The organism is Marisediminicola antarctica (assembly GCF_009930795.1).
Taxonomy (GTDB): domain Bacteria; phylum Actinomycetota; class Actinomycetes; order Actinomycetales; family Microbacteriaceae; genus Marisediminicola; species Marisediminicola antarctica.
This window is the reverse complement of sequence record NZ_CP017146.1, coordinates 3,281,583-3,295,007: the sequence shown is the minus strand read 5'-3', so window position 1 is coordinate 3,295,007 and position 13,425 is coordinate 3,281,583. Positions and strand designations below refer to the sequence as shown.

At 69.4% G+C, this 13,425-nt stretch carries 12 protein-coding genes; 6 read left to right on the top strand and 6 right to left on the bottom strand.

Annotated elements, in window-relative coordinates; all coding sequences use genetic code 11:
• The 4 genes from BHD05_RS15355 to BHD05_RS15340 all read left to right on the top strand — a co-directional run bounded on the left by BHD05_RS15355 (position 1) and on the right by BHD05_RS15340 (position 4,858).
• Positions 1–222: a DUF3499 family protein gene (locus tag BHD05_RS15355; RefSeq protein WP_161887203.1), complete on the top strand. Its 222-nt coding sequence runs from the start codon at positions 1–3 to the stop codon at positions 220–222.
• The gene (locus BHD05_RS15350) at positions 219–1,655 is read left to right on the top strand and encodes a phosphomannomutase/phosphoglucomutase (RefSeq protein ID WP_161887202.1); all 1,437 of its coding nucleotides are present in this window, start codon (positions 219–221) and stop codon (positions 1,653–1,655) included. The genes BHD05_RS15355 and BHD05_RS15350 overlap by 4 nt, the downstream gene beginning before the upstream one ends.
• 58 nt (positions 1,656–1,713) lie before the next feature.
• Complete coding sequence (gene ahcY / locus BHD05_RS15345) at positions 1,714–3,189, top strand: adenosylhomocysteinase (RefSeq protein ID WP_161887201.1); 1,476 nt, start codon at positions 1,714–1,716, stop codon at positions 3,187–3,189.
• A 619-nt stretch (positions 3,190–3,808) separates the two neighbouring features.
• Positions 3,809–4,858, top strand: a complete 1,050-nt coding sequence (locus BHD05_RS15340; protein WP_161885076.1) for a DDE-type integrase/transposase/recombinase — start codon at positions 3,809–3,811, stop codon at positions 4,856–4,858.
• Between the two features lie 430 nt (positions 4,859–5,288).
• Here the strand turns inward: BHD05_RS15340 and BHD05_RS15335 are convergent, their stop codons facing one another.
• A complete protein-coding gene (locus tag BHD05_RS15335; protein WP_161887200.1) occupies positions 5,289–6,137 on the bottom strand; it encodes an RDD family protein in 849 nt (282 codons plus the stop codon).
• A 17-nt stretch (positions 6,138–6,154) separates the two neighbouring features.
• On the opposite strand from BHD05_RS15335, the gene BHD05_RS15330 reads away from it, so the two are divergent.
• The gene (locus BHD05_RS15330) at positions 6,155–7,150 is read left to right on the top strand and encodes a stage II sporulation protein M (RefSeq protein WP_161887199.1); all 996 of its coding nucleotides are present in this window, start codon (positions 6,155–6,157) and stop codon (positions 7,148–7,150) included.
• A gap of 116 nt (positions 7,151–7,266) precedes the next feature.
• Here BHD05_RS15330 and BHD05_RS15325 read toward each other — a convergent pair whose 3' ends face one another.
• From BHD05_RS15325 to BHD05_RS15305, 5 genes are all read right to left on the bottom strand, one after another.
• A complete protein-coding gene (locus tag BHD05_RS15325) occupies positions 7,267–8,583 on the bottom strand; it encodes a DUF58 domain-containing protein (protein WP_161887198.1) in 1,317 nt (438 codons plus the stop codon).
• Positions 8,583–9,536 carry an AAA family ATPase gene (locus tag BHD05_RS15320; RefSeq protein WP_161887197.1) on the bottom strand — a complete coding sequence of 318 codons (954 nt, stop codon included), beginning with the start codon at positions 9,534–9,536 and terminating at the stop codon, positions 8,583–8,585. Before BHD05_RS15320 ends, BHD05_RS15325 begins: the two co-directional genes overlap by 1 nt.
• 91 nt (positions 9,537–9,627) lie before the next feature.
• Positions 9,628–10,812 (bottom strand): DUF4350 domain-containing protein, encoded by a 1,185-nt coding sequence (locus tag BHD05_RS15315; RefSeq protein WP_161887196.1) that lies wholly within the window; start codon positions 10,810–10,812, stop codon positions 9,628–9,630.
• Positions 10,809–11,444, bottom strand: a complete 636-nt coding sequence (locus tag BHD05_RS15310; RefSeq protein ID WP_472791978.1) for a DUF4129 domain-containing protein — start codon at positions 11,442–11,444, stop codon at positions 10,809–10,811. The genes BHD05_RS15315 and BHD05_RS15310 overlap by 4 nt, the downstream gene beginning before the upstream one ends.
• On the bottom strand, positions 11,441–12,613 hold the full coding sequence (locus tag BHD05_RS15305; protein WP_161887194.1) for a glycerophosphoryl diester phosphodiesterase membrane domain-containing protein: 1,173 nt from the start codon (positions 12,611–12,613) through the stop codon (positions 11,441–11,443). The genes BHD05_RS15310 and BHD05_RS15305 overlap by 4 nt, the downstream gene beginning before the upstream one ends.
• Positions 12,614–12,739: 126 nt before the next feature.
• On the opposite strand from BHD05_RS15305, the gene mtrA reads away from it, so the two are divergent.
• Positions 12,740–13,417: an MtrAB system response regulator MtrA gene (gene mtrA, locus BHD05_RS15300; protein ID WP_161887193.1), complete on the top strand. Its 678-nt coding sequence runs from the start codon at positions 12,740–12,742 to the stop codon at positions 13,415–13,417.
• The last annotated feature ends 8 nt before the right edge of the window (positions 13,418–13,425 follow it).

Here is a 13,425-nt window from a genome sequence, read left to right as displayed (position 1 = left end):
ATGGATGGACGGCCCTGCAGCAAGGTGGCCTGCGTCGCGGACGCGGTGTCGACCCTCACCTACGACTATGCCGACTCGATGGCCGTGCTGGGACCGCTGAGCTACACGCCGGAGCCGCACAGCTACGATCTCTGCCCGAAGCATGTGGAGCGGCTGTCGGTGCCGCAGGGCTGGCAGGTAATCCGTCATGTCGTGATGCGTGACCTAGGCTTTCCCGCATGACTGACCTCTCTACGCCGACGGGTCCCATCGACCTGGCCCCATTCATCAAGGCCTACGACGTGCGCGGGCTCGTCGGCTCGCAGCTCACCGTCGGCGTCGTGCGCGCGCTCGGCGCGGCGTTCGCCGACGAGGTCGGCACGCCCGGCGGCGAGATCATCGTCGGCCACGACATGCGCGACTCCTCGCCGGGCTTCGCCGAGGCGTTCTCCGCCGGGGTGCGGGACCGCGGAGTCGACGTCGTGGCGATCGGGCTGTGCTCGACCGACGAGACCTACTACGCCTCCGGCCATCTGGGCCTTCCGGCCGCGATGTTCACTGCGAGCCACAATCCGGCCACCTATAACGGCATCAAGTTCTCGCGGGCCGGCGCCCTGGGCATCAGCTTCGACACCGGGCTGCGGGCGATCCGTGACCGGGCCACCAGGTTCCTCGCCGAGGGCATCGTCACCGCCGAGGAGCTCGGAGGCGCCCGCGAGCTCGACGTGCTTGCCGACTATGCCGCGTACCTGCGCGGCCTTATCGACCTCTCCGGCATCCGCCCGCTCCGCGTCGTCGTCGACACCGGCAACGGAATGGGCGGGCTCACGGTGCCCGCGGTGCTCGGCGGAGCCGCCGGCCTGCCCGAGCTCCCGATCGAGGTCATCCCGCTCTACTTCGAGCTCGACGGCACCTTCCCCAACCACGAGGCCAACCCCCTCGACCCCGCCAACATCGTCGACCTGCAGCGCGCGGTTCTCGAGCACGGCGCGGACCTCGGCCTCGCCTTCGACGGCGACGCCGACCGCTGCTTCGTCGTCGACGAGAAGGGCCAGGGCGTCACCCCGTCGGCCATCGCCGCGATCGTCGCCCTGCGGGCGATCGAGCGAGCCAAGGCGCTCGATCCGGACGGTGAGGTCGTCGTGCTGCACAACCTCATCACCTCGCGCGTCGTGCCCGAGACAATTGTCGGGGCCGGCGCCATCCCGGTGCGCACGCAGGTGGGACACTCCCTCATCAAGGACGAGATGGCGGCCACCGGAGCGGTGTTCGGGGGAGAGCACTCCGCGCACTACTACTTCAAGGAATTCTGGGGCGCCGACAATGGCATGCTCGCGGCGATGTACGTGTTGGCCGAGCTCGGGCAGCAGGGCGACCCGATGTCGGGCATCTCCGCCCGGTTCACCCCGTACGCGCTGAGCGGCGAGATCAACTCCACCGTCACCGACATCCCCGGCGCGTACTCTCGCATCGTCGAAGAATTCGTCGGAATGGCGGAGTTCGACGAGCTCGACGGGCTCACGGTCACCGGAATCGTGCAGCGCGACGCCCCCTTCTGGTGGTTCAACGTGCGGCCATCGAACACGGAGCCGCTCCTGCGGCTCAACGTGGAGGCCGGCTCGAACGACGAGATGATGCGAATCCGCGACTTCGTGCTGGGCCTCATTCGCGGCTGATGCCGCACCTGGTCAGAGCCCCCGCTCCCGCTCAGCCCCAAGCTGGCAGAATGGGCCGATGACCACCTCCACTACCGCCGTTCCGTTCAAGGTCGCCGACCTCTCCCTCGCCGAAGCCGGGCGCCACCAGTTTCGCCTTGCCGAGAACGAGATGCCGGGCCTCATGGCCCTGCGCGAGGAATTCGGTCCGTCGCAGCCACTCAAGGGTGCGCGCATCGCGGGAAGCCTGCACATGACCGTGCAGACCGGAGTGCTCATCGAGACCCTCGTGGCTCTCGGCGCGAGTGTGCGCTGGGCCAGCTGCAACATATTCTCGACCCAGAACGAGGCCGCGGCCGCCGTCGCCGTCGGGCTGACCGGCACAGTCGACGCGCCCGCGGGGGTGCCCGTCTTCGCTTGGAAGGGCGAGACCCTCGAGGAGTACTGGTGGTGCACCACCCAAATTTTCGACTGGTCGGCTGAGGCCGCGGCCGCGGGCGACACTTGGGCCGGACCGAACATGATCCTCGACGATGGCGGCGACGCGACGATCCTCGTGCACAAGGGCCGCGAGTTCGAGGCCGCAGGCGCCGTGCCCCCCGCCTCGGCATCCGATAGCCAGGAGTACCGGGTCATCCTCGATACTCTCCGCGCGTCGCTCGCCTCGAGCGGTGATCGCTGGACGAAGATCGGCGACGGCATCCTCGGCGTCACCGAAGAGACCACGACGGGCGTGCACCGGCTTTACGAGCTTGCGAAGAGCGAGAGCCTCCTGTTCCCGGCCATCAACGTCAACGACTCGGTGACCAAGTCGAAGTTCGACAACAAGTACGGAATCCGGCACTCGCTGCCCGACGGGCTCAACCGTGCCACCGACGTGCTGATCGGGGGCAAGGTCGTGTTCGTCGCCGGGTACGGCGACGTCGGCAAGGGCGCGGCGGAGGCCATGCGCGGGCAGGGTGCCCGTGTGATCGTCTCCGAGATCGATCCGATCTGCGCCCTTCAGGCGGTCATGGACGGCTACCAGGTGACGACGATCGAGGACGTGCTCGACCAGGTCGACATCTTCGTGACGGGAACCGGCAACGAGAATGTGATCACGGTCGACCACCTGCTCGGGATGAAGCACCTTGCGATCCTCGCGAATGTCGGTCACTTCGATAACGAGATCGACATCGCGGGCCTCGAGGCGCTCGCTGGAGCCGAGAGAATCGAGATCAAGCCGCAGGTGCACGAGTGGCGGCTGCCGTCGGGTCGGGCGATCCTCGTGCTCTCCGAGGGGCGCCTGATGAACCTCGGCAATGCGACCGGGCATCCGTCGTTCGTCATGAGCACGTCGTTCGCAAACCAGGTGCTCGCGCAGGTCGAGCTCTACGCGCACGGCGAGAACTACGGCAAGCAGGTCTATGTGCTGCCGAAGCACCTGGACGAAAAGGTCGCGCGCCTGCATCTGGATGCGCTCGGCGTGAAGCTCACCACCCTCACTGCAGAGCAGGCCCACTACATCGGAGTGAGCGTCGCCGGGCCGTTCAAGGTGGACCAGTACCGCTACTGACTGGCGCAGGGGGCGCGCTGCGCGGTAGCGCGGGTAGCGCGGGTAGCTGCGGTGCGCGGGTGCTGCGCGGTAGCGCGGGTTTTGGCGGTGCGGGCGGGTGTTGCGCGCGGCTGCGGGTGGTCGGCCCCCTCTCTGTCAGGCTGGTGTGAGACATCCCGGGTTATGCGGGGTGTCTTGGGAGAGGGCGGGGAACGGACGTAATCATGTTGGAAGAATCAGGGCCACCGGCCCCGCATATTGACCCGGCTCAGAAGCCGGTCCGGAGGACTTACCCGGCCGAATACCGCGCTCGCGTGCTGGCAGAGTATGAGGCGGCCCCCCGCGGGTCGAAGTCCGCGGTCCTTCGACGCGAGGGGATCTATCAGACCCTGGTAGCGGAGTGGGCGAAAGCCCGAGACGCGGAAGCGGCTGGGACCACGTATCGGCGGGATCGCGCCCCGCGATCGAAGGAGTCCTCGGCGGCTGCCCGGGCGGTGAAGTTGGAGGCCGAGAACGCTCGTCTGCATCGCCGGCTGGCGCAGACCGAGGCAGCGTTGGACGTGATGGGAAAAGCGCACAGGCTCTTGGAGCTGCTCTCGGACAGCAGCCCCTCGAGCCAGCCCGGGACGGGGCAGGACAAGTGACTGCGGGAACGGTCCTCGATGACGCGTTCACTGCGCTGATCGGATTGGCGGTCACGGTCGTGGCCGCGTGCGCGTTGACCGGCCGGTCGCGGGCGACCCACTACCGGCGGATCTCCCCGCCGGTCCGGAAGATCGATCCGATCCCGCAGGCAGCACGGGCCAAGCCGCCATCGACCCTGTCCGAAACGGAACGCGGACAAGTCCTCGCGGTCATCAACTCTCCCGCCTACCAGGACCTGTCGATCTGTCAGATCTGGGCACGGGAGTTGGACGAGGACCGGTACCACTGCTCGATGTCGTCGATGTATCGCATCGCCAGGGCTGCCGGGCAGACGCGGGAACGGCGGCGTCTGGCGACGCATCCGGCGAAGGTCAAGCCCGAGCTGGTCGCTTTGGGCCCGTCGCAGGTGTGGTCGTGGGACATCACCAAGCTCCGCGGCCCGCGCAAGGGCGTCTGGTATCACCTCTACGCCCTGATCGATATCTACTCGAGGTACTCGCCCAGCCATGTCGTCTGCGCTGCCGAGGACTCGGTCGTCGCCCGCGACTTCATCGACGACGCGATCGGCCGCAACGGCACCGCCCCGCACACCGTCCACGCAGACCGGGGCACCTCGATGACCTCGAAACCCGTCTCCGCACTGCTGGCCGATCTCGGGATCACCCGCACGCACTCGCGCCCGAGGGTGTCCAACGACAACCCGTACTCCGAGGCGCAATTCAAGACCCTGAAATACGTTCCCGACTTCCCGCACCACTTCTACTCGCTGGCCGAGGCGAAGCAATTCTGCGACGGATTCTTCACCGACTACAACCACATCCACCATCACTCCGGGATCGGCTGGCACACCCCAGCATCCGTGCATTTCGGCACCTACCAGGACATCGACCAGCAACGCTCGGTCACCCTGAACCGGGCCTTCAACGAGCACCCCGAACGCTTCACCCGACGACCCCGCCCGCCACAGATCCGCACCGAGGTCTGGATCAACGAACCCCAGAAAGAGGCCCTCCCGATCAACGACCAAACCACGCAAACAGTCTAGAAAGCACATGTCTCACTTGACTTGACAAATTCCGGCCTCCCGCGTGGGCGCGCGGTGCCCGCGTTTGTGCGGTGGTCGGCGAGTGAGTGGTGTTAGCGCGGGTACTGCGCGGTGATGCGGGTGGGTGCGGTGCGCGGGTGCTGCGCGGTAGCGCGGGTGTTGCGCGTGTTGCGCGGTAGCGCGGGTGTTGCGCGGTAGCGCGGGTGTTGCGCGGTAGCGCGGGTAGCTGCGGTGCGCGGGTGCTGCGCGGTAGCGCGGGTTTTGGCGGTGCGGGCGGGTGTTGCGCGCGGCTGCGGGTGGTCGGCCTCCCGCGTGGGCGCGCGGTGCCCGCGTTTGTTTGGTGGTTGACGCGGGAGTGGTGCTAACGCGGGAGTGGTGCTAACGCGGGTGCTGCGCGCTCACGCGGGTGCTGCGCGGTGACGCGGCGGGGTCAGTCGCGGTCGGGGAAGCCGTGCGGGCGCCCGCCCAGGACGGGTTCGAGCCGATGCAGGCGCTCCCGCTCCAGCTGGAGGGCAGCGGATTCGCGCTCGCGCCGGATCGCGGTGATTGCGAGCAAAAACGCCTCCGGATGCGCATCCGGAACCGAGCTCACGAACGGCGCACCCTCGGCCTGCAGCTCCCGGGCTATGCGAGTGCGGGTGTCCGGCGTGAGTCCGCCGGCCTGCGCCAGGAACTGCGTGATCCGCCGCGAGACCCGGTCCGGCATCCGCGCGACATCGGCGGTGGCGGCCCACCGCTCGAGCTCCGGCGGAACGCCGATGGCGTGCGACACGATCGCCCGCACCCGCTCGTTCTGGCTGTAGGTGCCGGCGAGCAGGTCGCCGAGCCGCTTCGAACGGGTGTTGAGCAGCCCGACGAGCGCCGCGAACCCACCGAGGGTCAGGAAGATCTCGAGGAGGCCCGTCAACGCCCGGATGAACGCGTGCCGCAGCCCGATCGCACCGCCGTCGTCGCGAACGATGCGCGCACCGATCGCGAGTTTGCCGAGAGATCTGCCGTTCGTAAGGGTCTCCACCGTCGTCGGCAGCACGATCGTGAGCACGACGACGAGTCCGATTCCGATTGCAGCAAGCAGGGACTCGTCGATCGCCGACTCGAGGCCTGGGATGCTGAGCAGCTGCACGAGTCCGATTGCGATCGCGACAGTGAGCGCAAAGTCGATCACGGCGCCGGCGCCCCGCAGCACGAAGCTCGCCGGATGAAGGTCGAGGGCGACGGCCTCCCCAGTCACGAGTTCGTCGTCGCCGACGTAGTCGGGTTCGGACGACGCCTCTGGCATGCCTAGTATCTAAGCAGATGGATCTCGACGCCTACTCCGCCGCGCACCGCGATGAGTGGGAGCGCCTTGCCCGGCTCGGGAAGCAGCGCCAGTTCTCCGGAGCCGAGTCGGACGAGCTGATCGAGCGCTACCAGTCGGGCACGGCGCAGCTCTCGGCGATCAAGTCGACGGCGGGCCGCTCGTCCCAGGGCGACCGGCTCTCGCTCTACCTGAGCCGTGCGCGCCTGCGGTTCACCGGGGCAAGCGCGAACGTGCTGAGCCAGCTGCCCGCCTTTTTTCTTCTGCAGCTGCCGGCCGCGCTGTACCGGGTGCGCTGGGTCACCCTCGTGGTGGCACTGGTCACCGCGCTGATCGCGCTGCTGACGGCGGTCTGGTTCATCCAGAACCCCGCGCTGCTGGCGGGGCTCGGTCCGGAGTCCGTGCGCCGCCAGTACGCGGAGGAGGAGTTCGTCGGCTACTACTCGGCGAACCCGGAGGGCTCCTTCGCGGGTCAGGTCTGGACTAACAACGCGTTTATCGCCGCCCAGTGCGTCGCATTCGGCATCATCGGCGTCTGGGTGCCCAGCGTGATCGTGCAGAACGCCATGGGGCTCGGGCAGTCCGCGGCCGTGATGAATGAATTCGGGCGACTCGGCGACTTCTTCCTCTACATCTCGCCGCACGGCCAGCTCGAGCTCTACAGCGTCTTCGTGGCCGCCGCCGCCGGAATGATGATCTTCTGGGCGTGGATTGCCCCCGGACCGCGCACCCGCGGCGAGGCCCTCGCCGAGGACGGCCGGGCGCTGTTCACCATCGCGATCGGCCTCGTCTTCGCCTTGCTGGTGTCGGGCATCATCGAGGGCTTCGTGACCCGCCAGGACTGGCCGTGGGTCATCAAGATCGGGATCGGGGCGATCGCGCTCGTCAGCTTCCTGCTGTACCAGTGGATGCTGGGCGGCCGCGCGTGGCGGGCCGGCCAGACCGGTGACCTCGACGAGTTTGAGGCTGGCGCCCGCCGGATCATCGCGTCCTGAGCATCCGGCCAGCGTCCGCGCGCATCAGGCCAGCACCCTGCCAGCATCCTGCCCGCCCCGCCCCGTCCCGCATCCGCCCAGCATCCGCCCCGCCTACGGCCGCACCGCGGTCGGGCTCAGAGCCGCCCGGCGAGCTTGAGCGCGATGTACCGGTCGGCGACCGCGGGAGGCAGGGCGTCCGGGGAGCCCGTGACCACATCCGCGCCCAGCTGCCGGATCGCCGCGGAGACCCGGGCGGTGTCGAGCAGTGCGCGCTCGGCGGCAGCCGCCCGGTACACCTCGGTGCGGTTGCGGCGCTCGTGGGTCGCGCTGGTGGTGTCGGGGTCGGCGACGGATGCGACGACGACGAGGTGCCTGCGGGTCAGCTGGGGCAGCACCGACAGCAGCCCGCGCGAGGCACCGGGGGCGTCGATCGAGGTCATCAGCACGACGAGGGCTCGCTGGGAGGTGACCGAGCGCACGAGGTCTGGCACCGCAGCCCAGTCCATCTCGATGAGCTCGGGCTGCACTGGCGCCATCGTCGACACCATCCGGCTGAGGAGCTCGGCGCCGGTGGCTCCCTGGACGCGGCCCCGCACCCGGCGGTCGTAGATGACCGTGTCGACCCGGTCGCCGGCGCGGCTTGCGAGGGCGGCGAGCAGGAGCGACGATTCGAAGGCCGTGTCGATGCGCGGCTCGTTCGCGATCCGCGCGGCCGACGTACGCCCGCTGTCGATGACGATCACCACGCGCCGGTCCCGCTCCGGCCGCCAGGTTCTGATCGTGAGTCGCGGGCCGGCGCCGGACGACGGGTCGCTGCGCCTCGCGGTCGCCCGCCAGTCGATCGACCGCACGTCGTCACCGCGCACGTAGTCGCGCAGGCTGTCGAACTCCGTGCCCTGCCCGCGCATCTGCACGCTGGTCGCGCCGTCGAGCTCGCGCAGCCGTGCGAGGCGCGACGGCAAATGCTTGCGAGAGGAGAATGCGGGCAGCACGCGCAGCACGCCCGGCTGGGCGATCGTCGCCTGCCGGGCGACGAGCCCGAACGGCCCGAACGAGCGGATCGTCACGTGTGAAGCCGTGCGGTCGCCCCGCCGGAACGGGGTGAGTGAGGTTGTCACGGAGCGGCGCTCTGCGGCCGGGATGGCGATGCGCGCGCGTGTGGGTGCGGCCCCGGCCGACGGGGACCACGCGTCGCGCACGATCCCGCGGATGCCGCGGCGCCCCCGGTTGGTGATGGTGAGCGAGCTCGCGACGGTGTCGCCGAGCCGCACCCGGGCGGGGAGTTCCCGCGCCAGGGACACGGCGCGCGGCGACCCGGCGAGCGCGAGGTCGACCGCGCCGACCGCGCCGACGATCGCGAGCCAGGCCACGAGGGCGAGCGCGTCGCCGAACGCCACCACGGGCACGATGCCGAGCGCGAGCAGCGCGACGAACCACCCGGAGACGGCCACTAGATCGGTACCCGCACCTGCTGCAGGATCGAGCGCAGGATCGTGTCGGCCGAGACCCCCTCGAGCTCCGCCTCCGGCCGCAGCTGAATACGGTGCCGCATCACCGGCAGCGCCATCGTCTGGATGTGGTCGGGGGTGACGCCATCGGAGCCGCAGAGCCACGCCCACGCCTTCGCCGCGGCCAGCAGTGCTGTCGACCCGCGGGGCGAGACGCCGAGGCGCACGGACGGGCTGCTCCGTGTGGCCCGCGCGAGGTCGACGGCGTACCCCATAACGTCGGTGCTCGCACCGACCCGGCCGACGAGCACCTGCGCCTCAGCGAGCTGTGACGCGCTCAGCACCGGGGTGACGCCCGCAGCAGTGAGATCGCGCGGGTTGAACCCGGCGGAGTGGCGCCGCAGCACCTCGAGCTCGCTCTCCCGTTCGGGCATCTCGAGCACGAGCTTGAGCAGGAAACGGTCGAGCTGCGCCTCCGGCAGCGTGTAGGTGCCCTCGTACTCGATCGGGTTCTGGGTCGCGGCGACCATGAACGGCACCGGCAGCTTGCGGGACACGCCGTCGACCGACACCTGGCGCTCCTCCATCGCCTCCAGCAACGCCGACTGGGTCTTCGGCGGTGTGCGGTTGATCTCGTCCGCGAGGCAGATGTTGGTGAACACCGGCCCCGCCCTGAACTCGAACTCGCCGGCCTTGGCGTCGTAGACGAGAGAGCCGGTGACATCGCCCGGCATCAGGTCGGGGGTGAACTGCATTCGCTTCGTGTCGAGGCTCAGTGCATGGCTCAGCGAGCGTACGAGCAGAGTCTTCGCTACGCCCGGCACGCCCTCGAGCAGCACATGCCCGCCCGCGAGCAGCGCGATGAGGAGGCCGGTCACGGCGCCATCCTGCCCCACCACCGCTCGGCCGACTTCGGTGCGCACCTGGGCGAAAGCGTTTCTCAGTTCCGTTGTCATGCGATTCGTTGTCTCCAGGTCGTCGGTCGGATTGTCGGGTTGGCGTGGGGTGGAGATGCCTGGTGGTACGGATGCCCGGGGCGCGGCGCCCTCACGGACGCAACTCCTCGGCGAGGGCGGTTTCGAGCGCGAGCAGCCGGTCGCTGAGACGCACGAGGTCGGCGTCGGTCTCGGGGATCGCGTCGACGAGCAGTGAACGGATGCCCGTGGGGTCGGTCCGAAGAGCCGCGGCGACGGCGAGGCAGACCTGGTCGAGGTGGGCTGTCGTCGGCAGCCCGCTTCGCGTCGCGAGCCGTGAGATCGTCGCCATGCGCAGCGAGTCGAGCGCCCGCACCCGCGCCGAGCCCTTCTCGTAGAGCCGCGCCCGCCCCTCCATCGTCTCGCTCGCCCGCACGAGGACGGGCAGGTTCTCAATGACGAGGGGGCCGAAGCGACGACCGCGCCAGAACGCCGCCGCCGCTGCGACGAGGATGAGGAGCGCGATGGCGGGGGTGACCCAGCCGGGGGTGAGGGCCGCGGGATCGGTCTCGCCCGCCGCATCCAGAATCGACGGCCGGTACCAGACAAGGGTGTCGTCCTCGCCGAGCAGATTGAGCGCGAATGCGGCGTTGCCGAGGTCGGTGACGGCCGCGTTCGTGAGAGCCTCTGTCGCACCCACGATCGACACGACCGTTCCGTCTGTCTCGACGCGGATGTAGGAGTGGGCGTCGGCGCCGGTGTCGCTGTCGCTGGTGAGGCAGAGCTCGGCGCTCGCTCCGGCGCGGTAGGCGAGGCCGCCGGGCGAGACGGTTGTCGCCTTCGCTGCGGCGGGCAGCGAGCATCCGGCCCGCAGGGGGTCGTCGTCGGGAACGCCGGCGGAACTCACCCCGGGGGCGAAGCTTGCGAGCTGCGCGAAGCCGGGCTCGAGCACGACGAGGTGGGCGCCGGTGTCGAGCAGCGTCTGCCGCTGGGCGTCGTCGAGCTGGCCGTCCTCGTCGAACAGCACAATCGTGGTGTTCGTGGGGTCGACGGCCGCCACGATGGTGTCGTCGAGGGTGTCGGTCGGGCGCACGTCGATGCCCTGTCCGGCCAGCACCTCTGCGACGGCCATCGCGCCGTCGGGGGCGGGGTTCCTGGGGGACAACCGCGGTGCGTCGCCGGAGACCCCGATGAGGGAGAGGATGCCGATCGCGACGAGAAGCACGAAGGCGACGGCGGAGGCCCAGAACAGCGACCGGCGCGCCCCGGCCCGCACCGTCGGCGTCAGCACGGTCGCTTCCTTCGTCGGCGCGGTCATGCGCCCGCCCCGTCGAAGCGCGGGGTGCTGGCCCGCAGCTGCCGCTCGAGCTCTGTGAGGGCGTCGAACTCCGCCCGCGAGCCGAGGCGTCCCAGATAGCGCACGGCGTCGAAGCTTGCGGCGGCGGATGCGAGCTCGGCGGAGGTCTCCGGGAACGGCCCGCTCGCTGATGCCGCGAATGCGCTCGCCGTTGTGCCCGGCATCGTCGACACGATTGCCCGCTCGGAGAGCCCCCTCGCGATCGCGCGGAACATCTCCTCGATCGCGATGACCCAGTCCCCGGCGGCGGCGGCGCGGTCGGCTGCTGCGCGGAGGGTCTGCGCGGTGCGGCTGTCGTCGTCGCCGAAGAGCCCGCCGACGACGCTGCTGCGACGGTTCGCGCTCGGCGGCCCGAAGATGACGTAGGCCGCGACGATCGCCGCGACGAGCCCGAGAACGATCACCGTCCACGCGAGCGCGGGGGTCCCGCCCGGCCCGGATTCGAGGAGGCCGGCGAGCCAGTCCCCGACGGCGGCGCTCAGCCGGTCGAACCAGGTCGGTTCGGCGGCGCGGTAGACCGGCTTCGCAAGCTCCCGCACCAGCAGCTCGCGCGCCTGCTCCGCCTCAGGGTCGACGGGAACCGCCAGGATCATGCCCACGGGGAGGCGTCGCGCTGCGCCGCCGGTGATGCCGCCGGCGCTGCCATCCGGGCAGCGTAGGGGTCGGCCAGCTCCGACGCACCGCCAAACTGCCTGGCCTCCACATACCGGGCGAGCTCGAGGTCGAGGCCCTCCTTGCGGATCCGCTGGTCGAGGTAGAGGAGCGCCGTCGTGGCGGACTGGACGACGAGGATGACCGCGGAGACCACGATCGTGAGCACGAGCGACACGACCGTCACCGCGACGAACAGGGCGATGATCGCCGTCTCGTCGCCGGTCGGAGCGACGAGCGCCGGCAGCAGCACCGCCACGAACTGCAGGGGGGCTCCCGCGATCGACGACACCACATTCAGGATGACCGCGACAAGCAGCAGAATACCGAGGATCTTCCAGAAAGCGCCGGTGCTGAGCCGCCACGACCGGGCGACGGACTCGCGCACGCTGAGCCGCTCGAGCATCAGGATGCTGGGAACGAACGCGAGCTTGGTGCTGATCCAGGCGCCGAGCACGACGAGAGCCGCGCCGAGCAGCAGGGCGAGTGCGACACCGGCCAGAGCTCCGGCCGACCCGAGCACCGAGAGGCCGGCGACGAGACCGATCACGATGGCCACGGCCATCAGCAGAACCGCGGTCAGGGCGAGCGAGTAGCCGACGAGGGCCAGGATGCGCCCGCGGGCGAGAGCCCAGAGCTGGCGGAACCGCAGCTTCTCACCGAGGCTCTGCCGAGCGACCTCCAGCACGATGATTCCCTGCATGACCGCGGTCGCGACGAGCGACAGGGCGAGCGGGACGAGCGACGACAGCAGAATCATCCCGATGCTGCCGGCCACGATCTCGTCGGACGCCTCTGATCCGGTCGCGAAATCGATGCGGCTGAGGCTGAAGAACGCCGCGACAGAGACGACGACGAGGGTGAGCAGGAGCACGCTGCCCTGCAGCAGGAGACTCATGCCGAAGGTCGGCCGAGGGTTGCGGCGCAGCAGCTGGTACGGGGCGGCGAGGATCGTGCCGACGTCGAGCGGTCGCAGCGGAACCAGCCCGGGGCGAGGCGGTGGTGCCCAGCCAGGCCTGATGCCGGTGGGCTGGCCCGCCTCCGGGAACGGAGATCCATCCGGCGCCTGGCCGAGTCCTGCGGGTGCGTGCCACGGCTCGTTCTGGGTCACTCGGGTCTCCTCGATGGTGCCACGACACTGGACGTGATCTGACGATGCTTTCACACTCGACTACTCTTGATATATAGCTCAACACGCGTCCGCAAACTGGGCGTGTCGAATCCGAAGATGGTGGCGATGACTGCGCGCATCCTGGTGGTTGACGACGATACCGCTCTCGCCGAAATGATCGGCATCGTGCTGCGCACCGAGGGGTTCGAGCCGGTCTTCTGCGCCGACGGCGCCCAGGCGTTCGCTACCTTCACGGCGTCCAGACCTGACCTCGTCCTGCTCGACCTCATGCTGCCGGGCAAGGACGGCATCGAGGTCTGCGCCGAGATTCGCGCCGAGTCCGGCGTGCCGGTGATCATGCTCACCGCGAAGTCCGACACCTCCGACGTGGTGCGCGGCCTCGAGAGCGGAGCGGATGACTACATCGTCAAGCCGTTCAACCCCAAGGAGCTCGTCGCGCGCATCCGCACGAGGCTTCGACCGACCCAGACGACGACGACCGGCACGCTGCAGGTGGGCGACATCGAGCTCGATGTTACCGGCCACGAGGTGCGCCGGGGCGACACGAAGATCAACCTCACCCCACTCGAGTTCGAGCTTCTGCTCGCCCTGGCCCTGAAGCCGCAACAGGTGTTCACCAGGGAGATGCTGCTTGAGCAGGTGTGGGGCTACCACTACAAGGCCGACACCCGGCTCGTGAACGTGCACGTGCAGAGGCTGCGCGCGAAGGTCGAGGAAGACCCCGACAATCCGCGCATTGTGATGACGGTGCGCGGCGTCGGCTACCGCGCCGGCTCCAGCTGAGGGGCATC

Excerpts from the sequence above, each read along its gene's own strand:
- BHD05_RS15355 (WP_161887203.1), top strand. The coding sequence starts at position 1 with ATGGATGGACGGCCCTGCAGCAAGGTGGCCTGCGTCGCGGACGCGGTG.
- BHD05_RS15350 (WP_161887202.1), top strand. The coding sequence starts at position 219 with ATGACTGACCTCTCTACGCCGACGGGTCCCATCGACCTGGCCCCATTC.
- ahcY (WP_161887201.1), top strand. The coding sequence starts at position 1,714 with ATGACCACCTCCACTACCGCCGTTCCGTTCAAGGTCGCCGACCTCTCC.
- BHD05_RS15335 (WP_161887200.1), bottom strand. The coding sequence starts at position 6,137 with ATGCCAGAGGCGTCGTCCGAACCCGACTACGTCGGCGACGACGAACTC.
- BHD05_RS15330 (WP_161887199.1), top strand. The coding sequence starts at position 6,155 with ATGGATCTCGACGCCTACTCCGCCGCGCACCGCGATGAGTGGGAGCGC.
- BHD05_RS15320 (WP_161887197.1), bottom strand. The coding sequence starts at position 9,536 with ATGACAACGGAACTGAGAAACGCTTTCGCCCAGGTGCGCACCGAAGTC.
- BHD05_RS15315 (WP_161887196.1), bottom strand. The coding sequence starts at position 10,812 with ATGACCGCGCCGACGAAGGAAGCGACCGTGCTGACGCCGACGGTGCGG.
- BHD05_RS15310 (WP_472791978.1), bottom strand. The coding sequence starts at position 11,444 with ATGATCCTGGCGGTTCCCGTCGACCCTGAGGCGGAGCAGGCGCGCGAG.
- mtrA (WP_161887193.1), top strand. The coding sequence starts at position 12,740 with ATGACTGCGCGCATCCTGGTGGTTGACGACGATACCGCTCTCGCCGAA.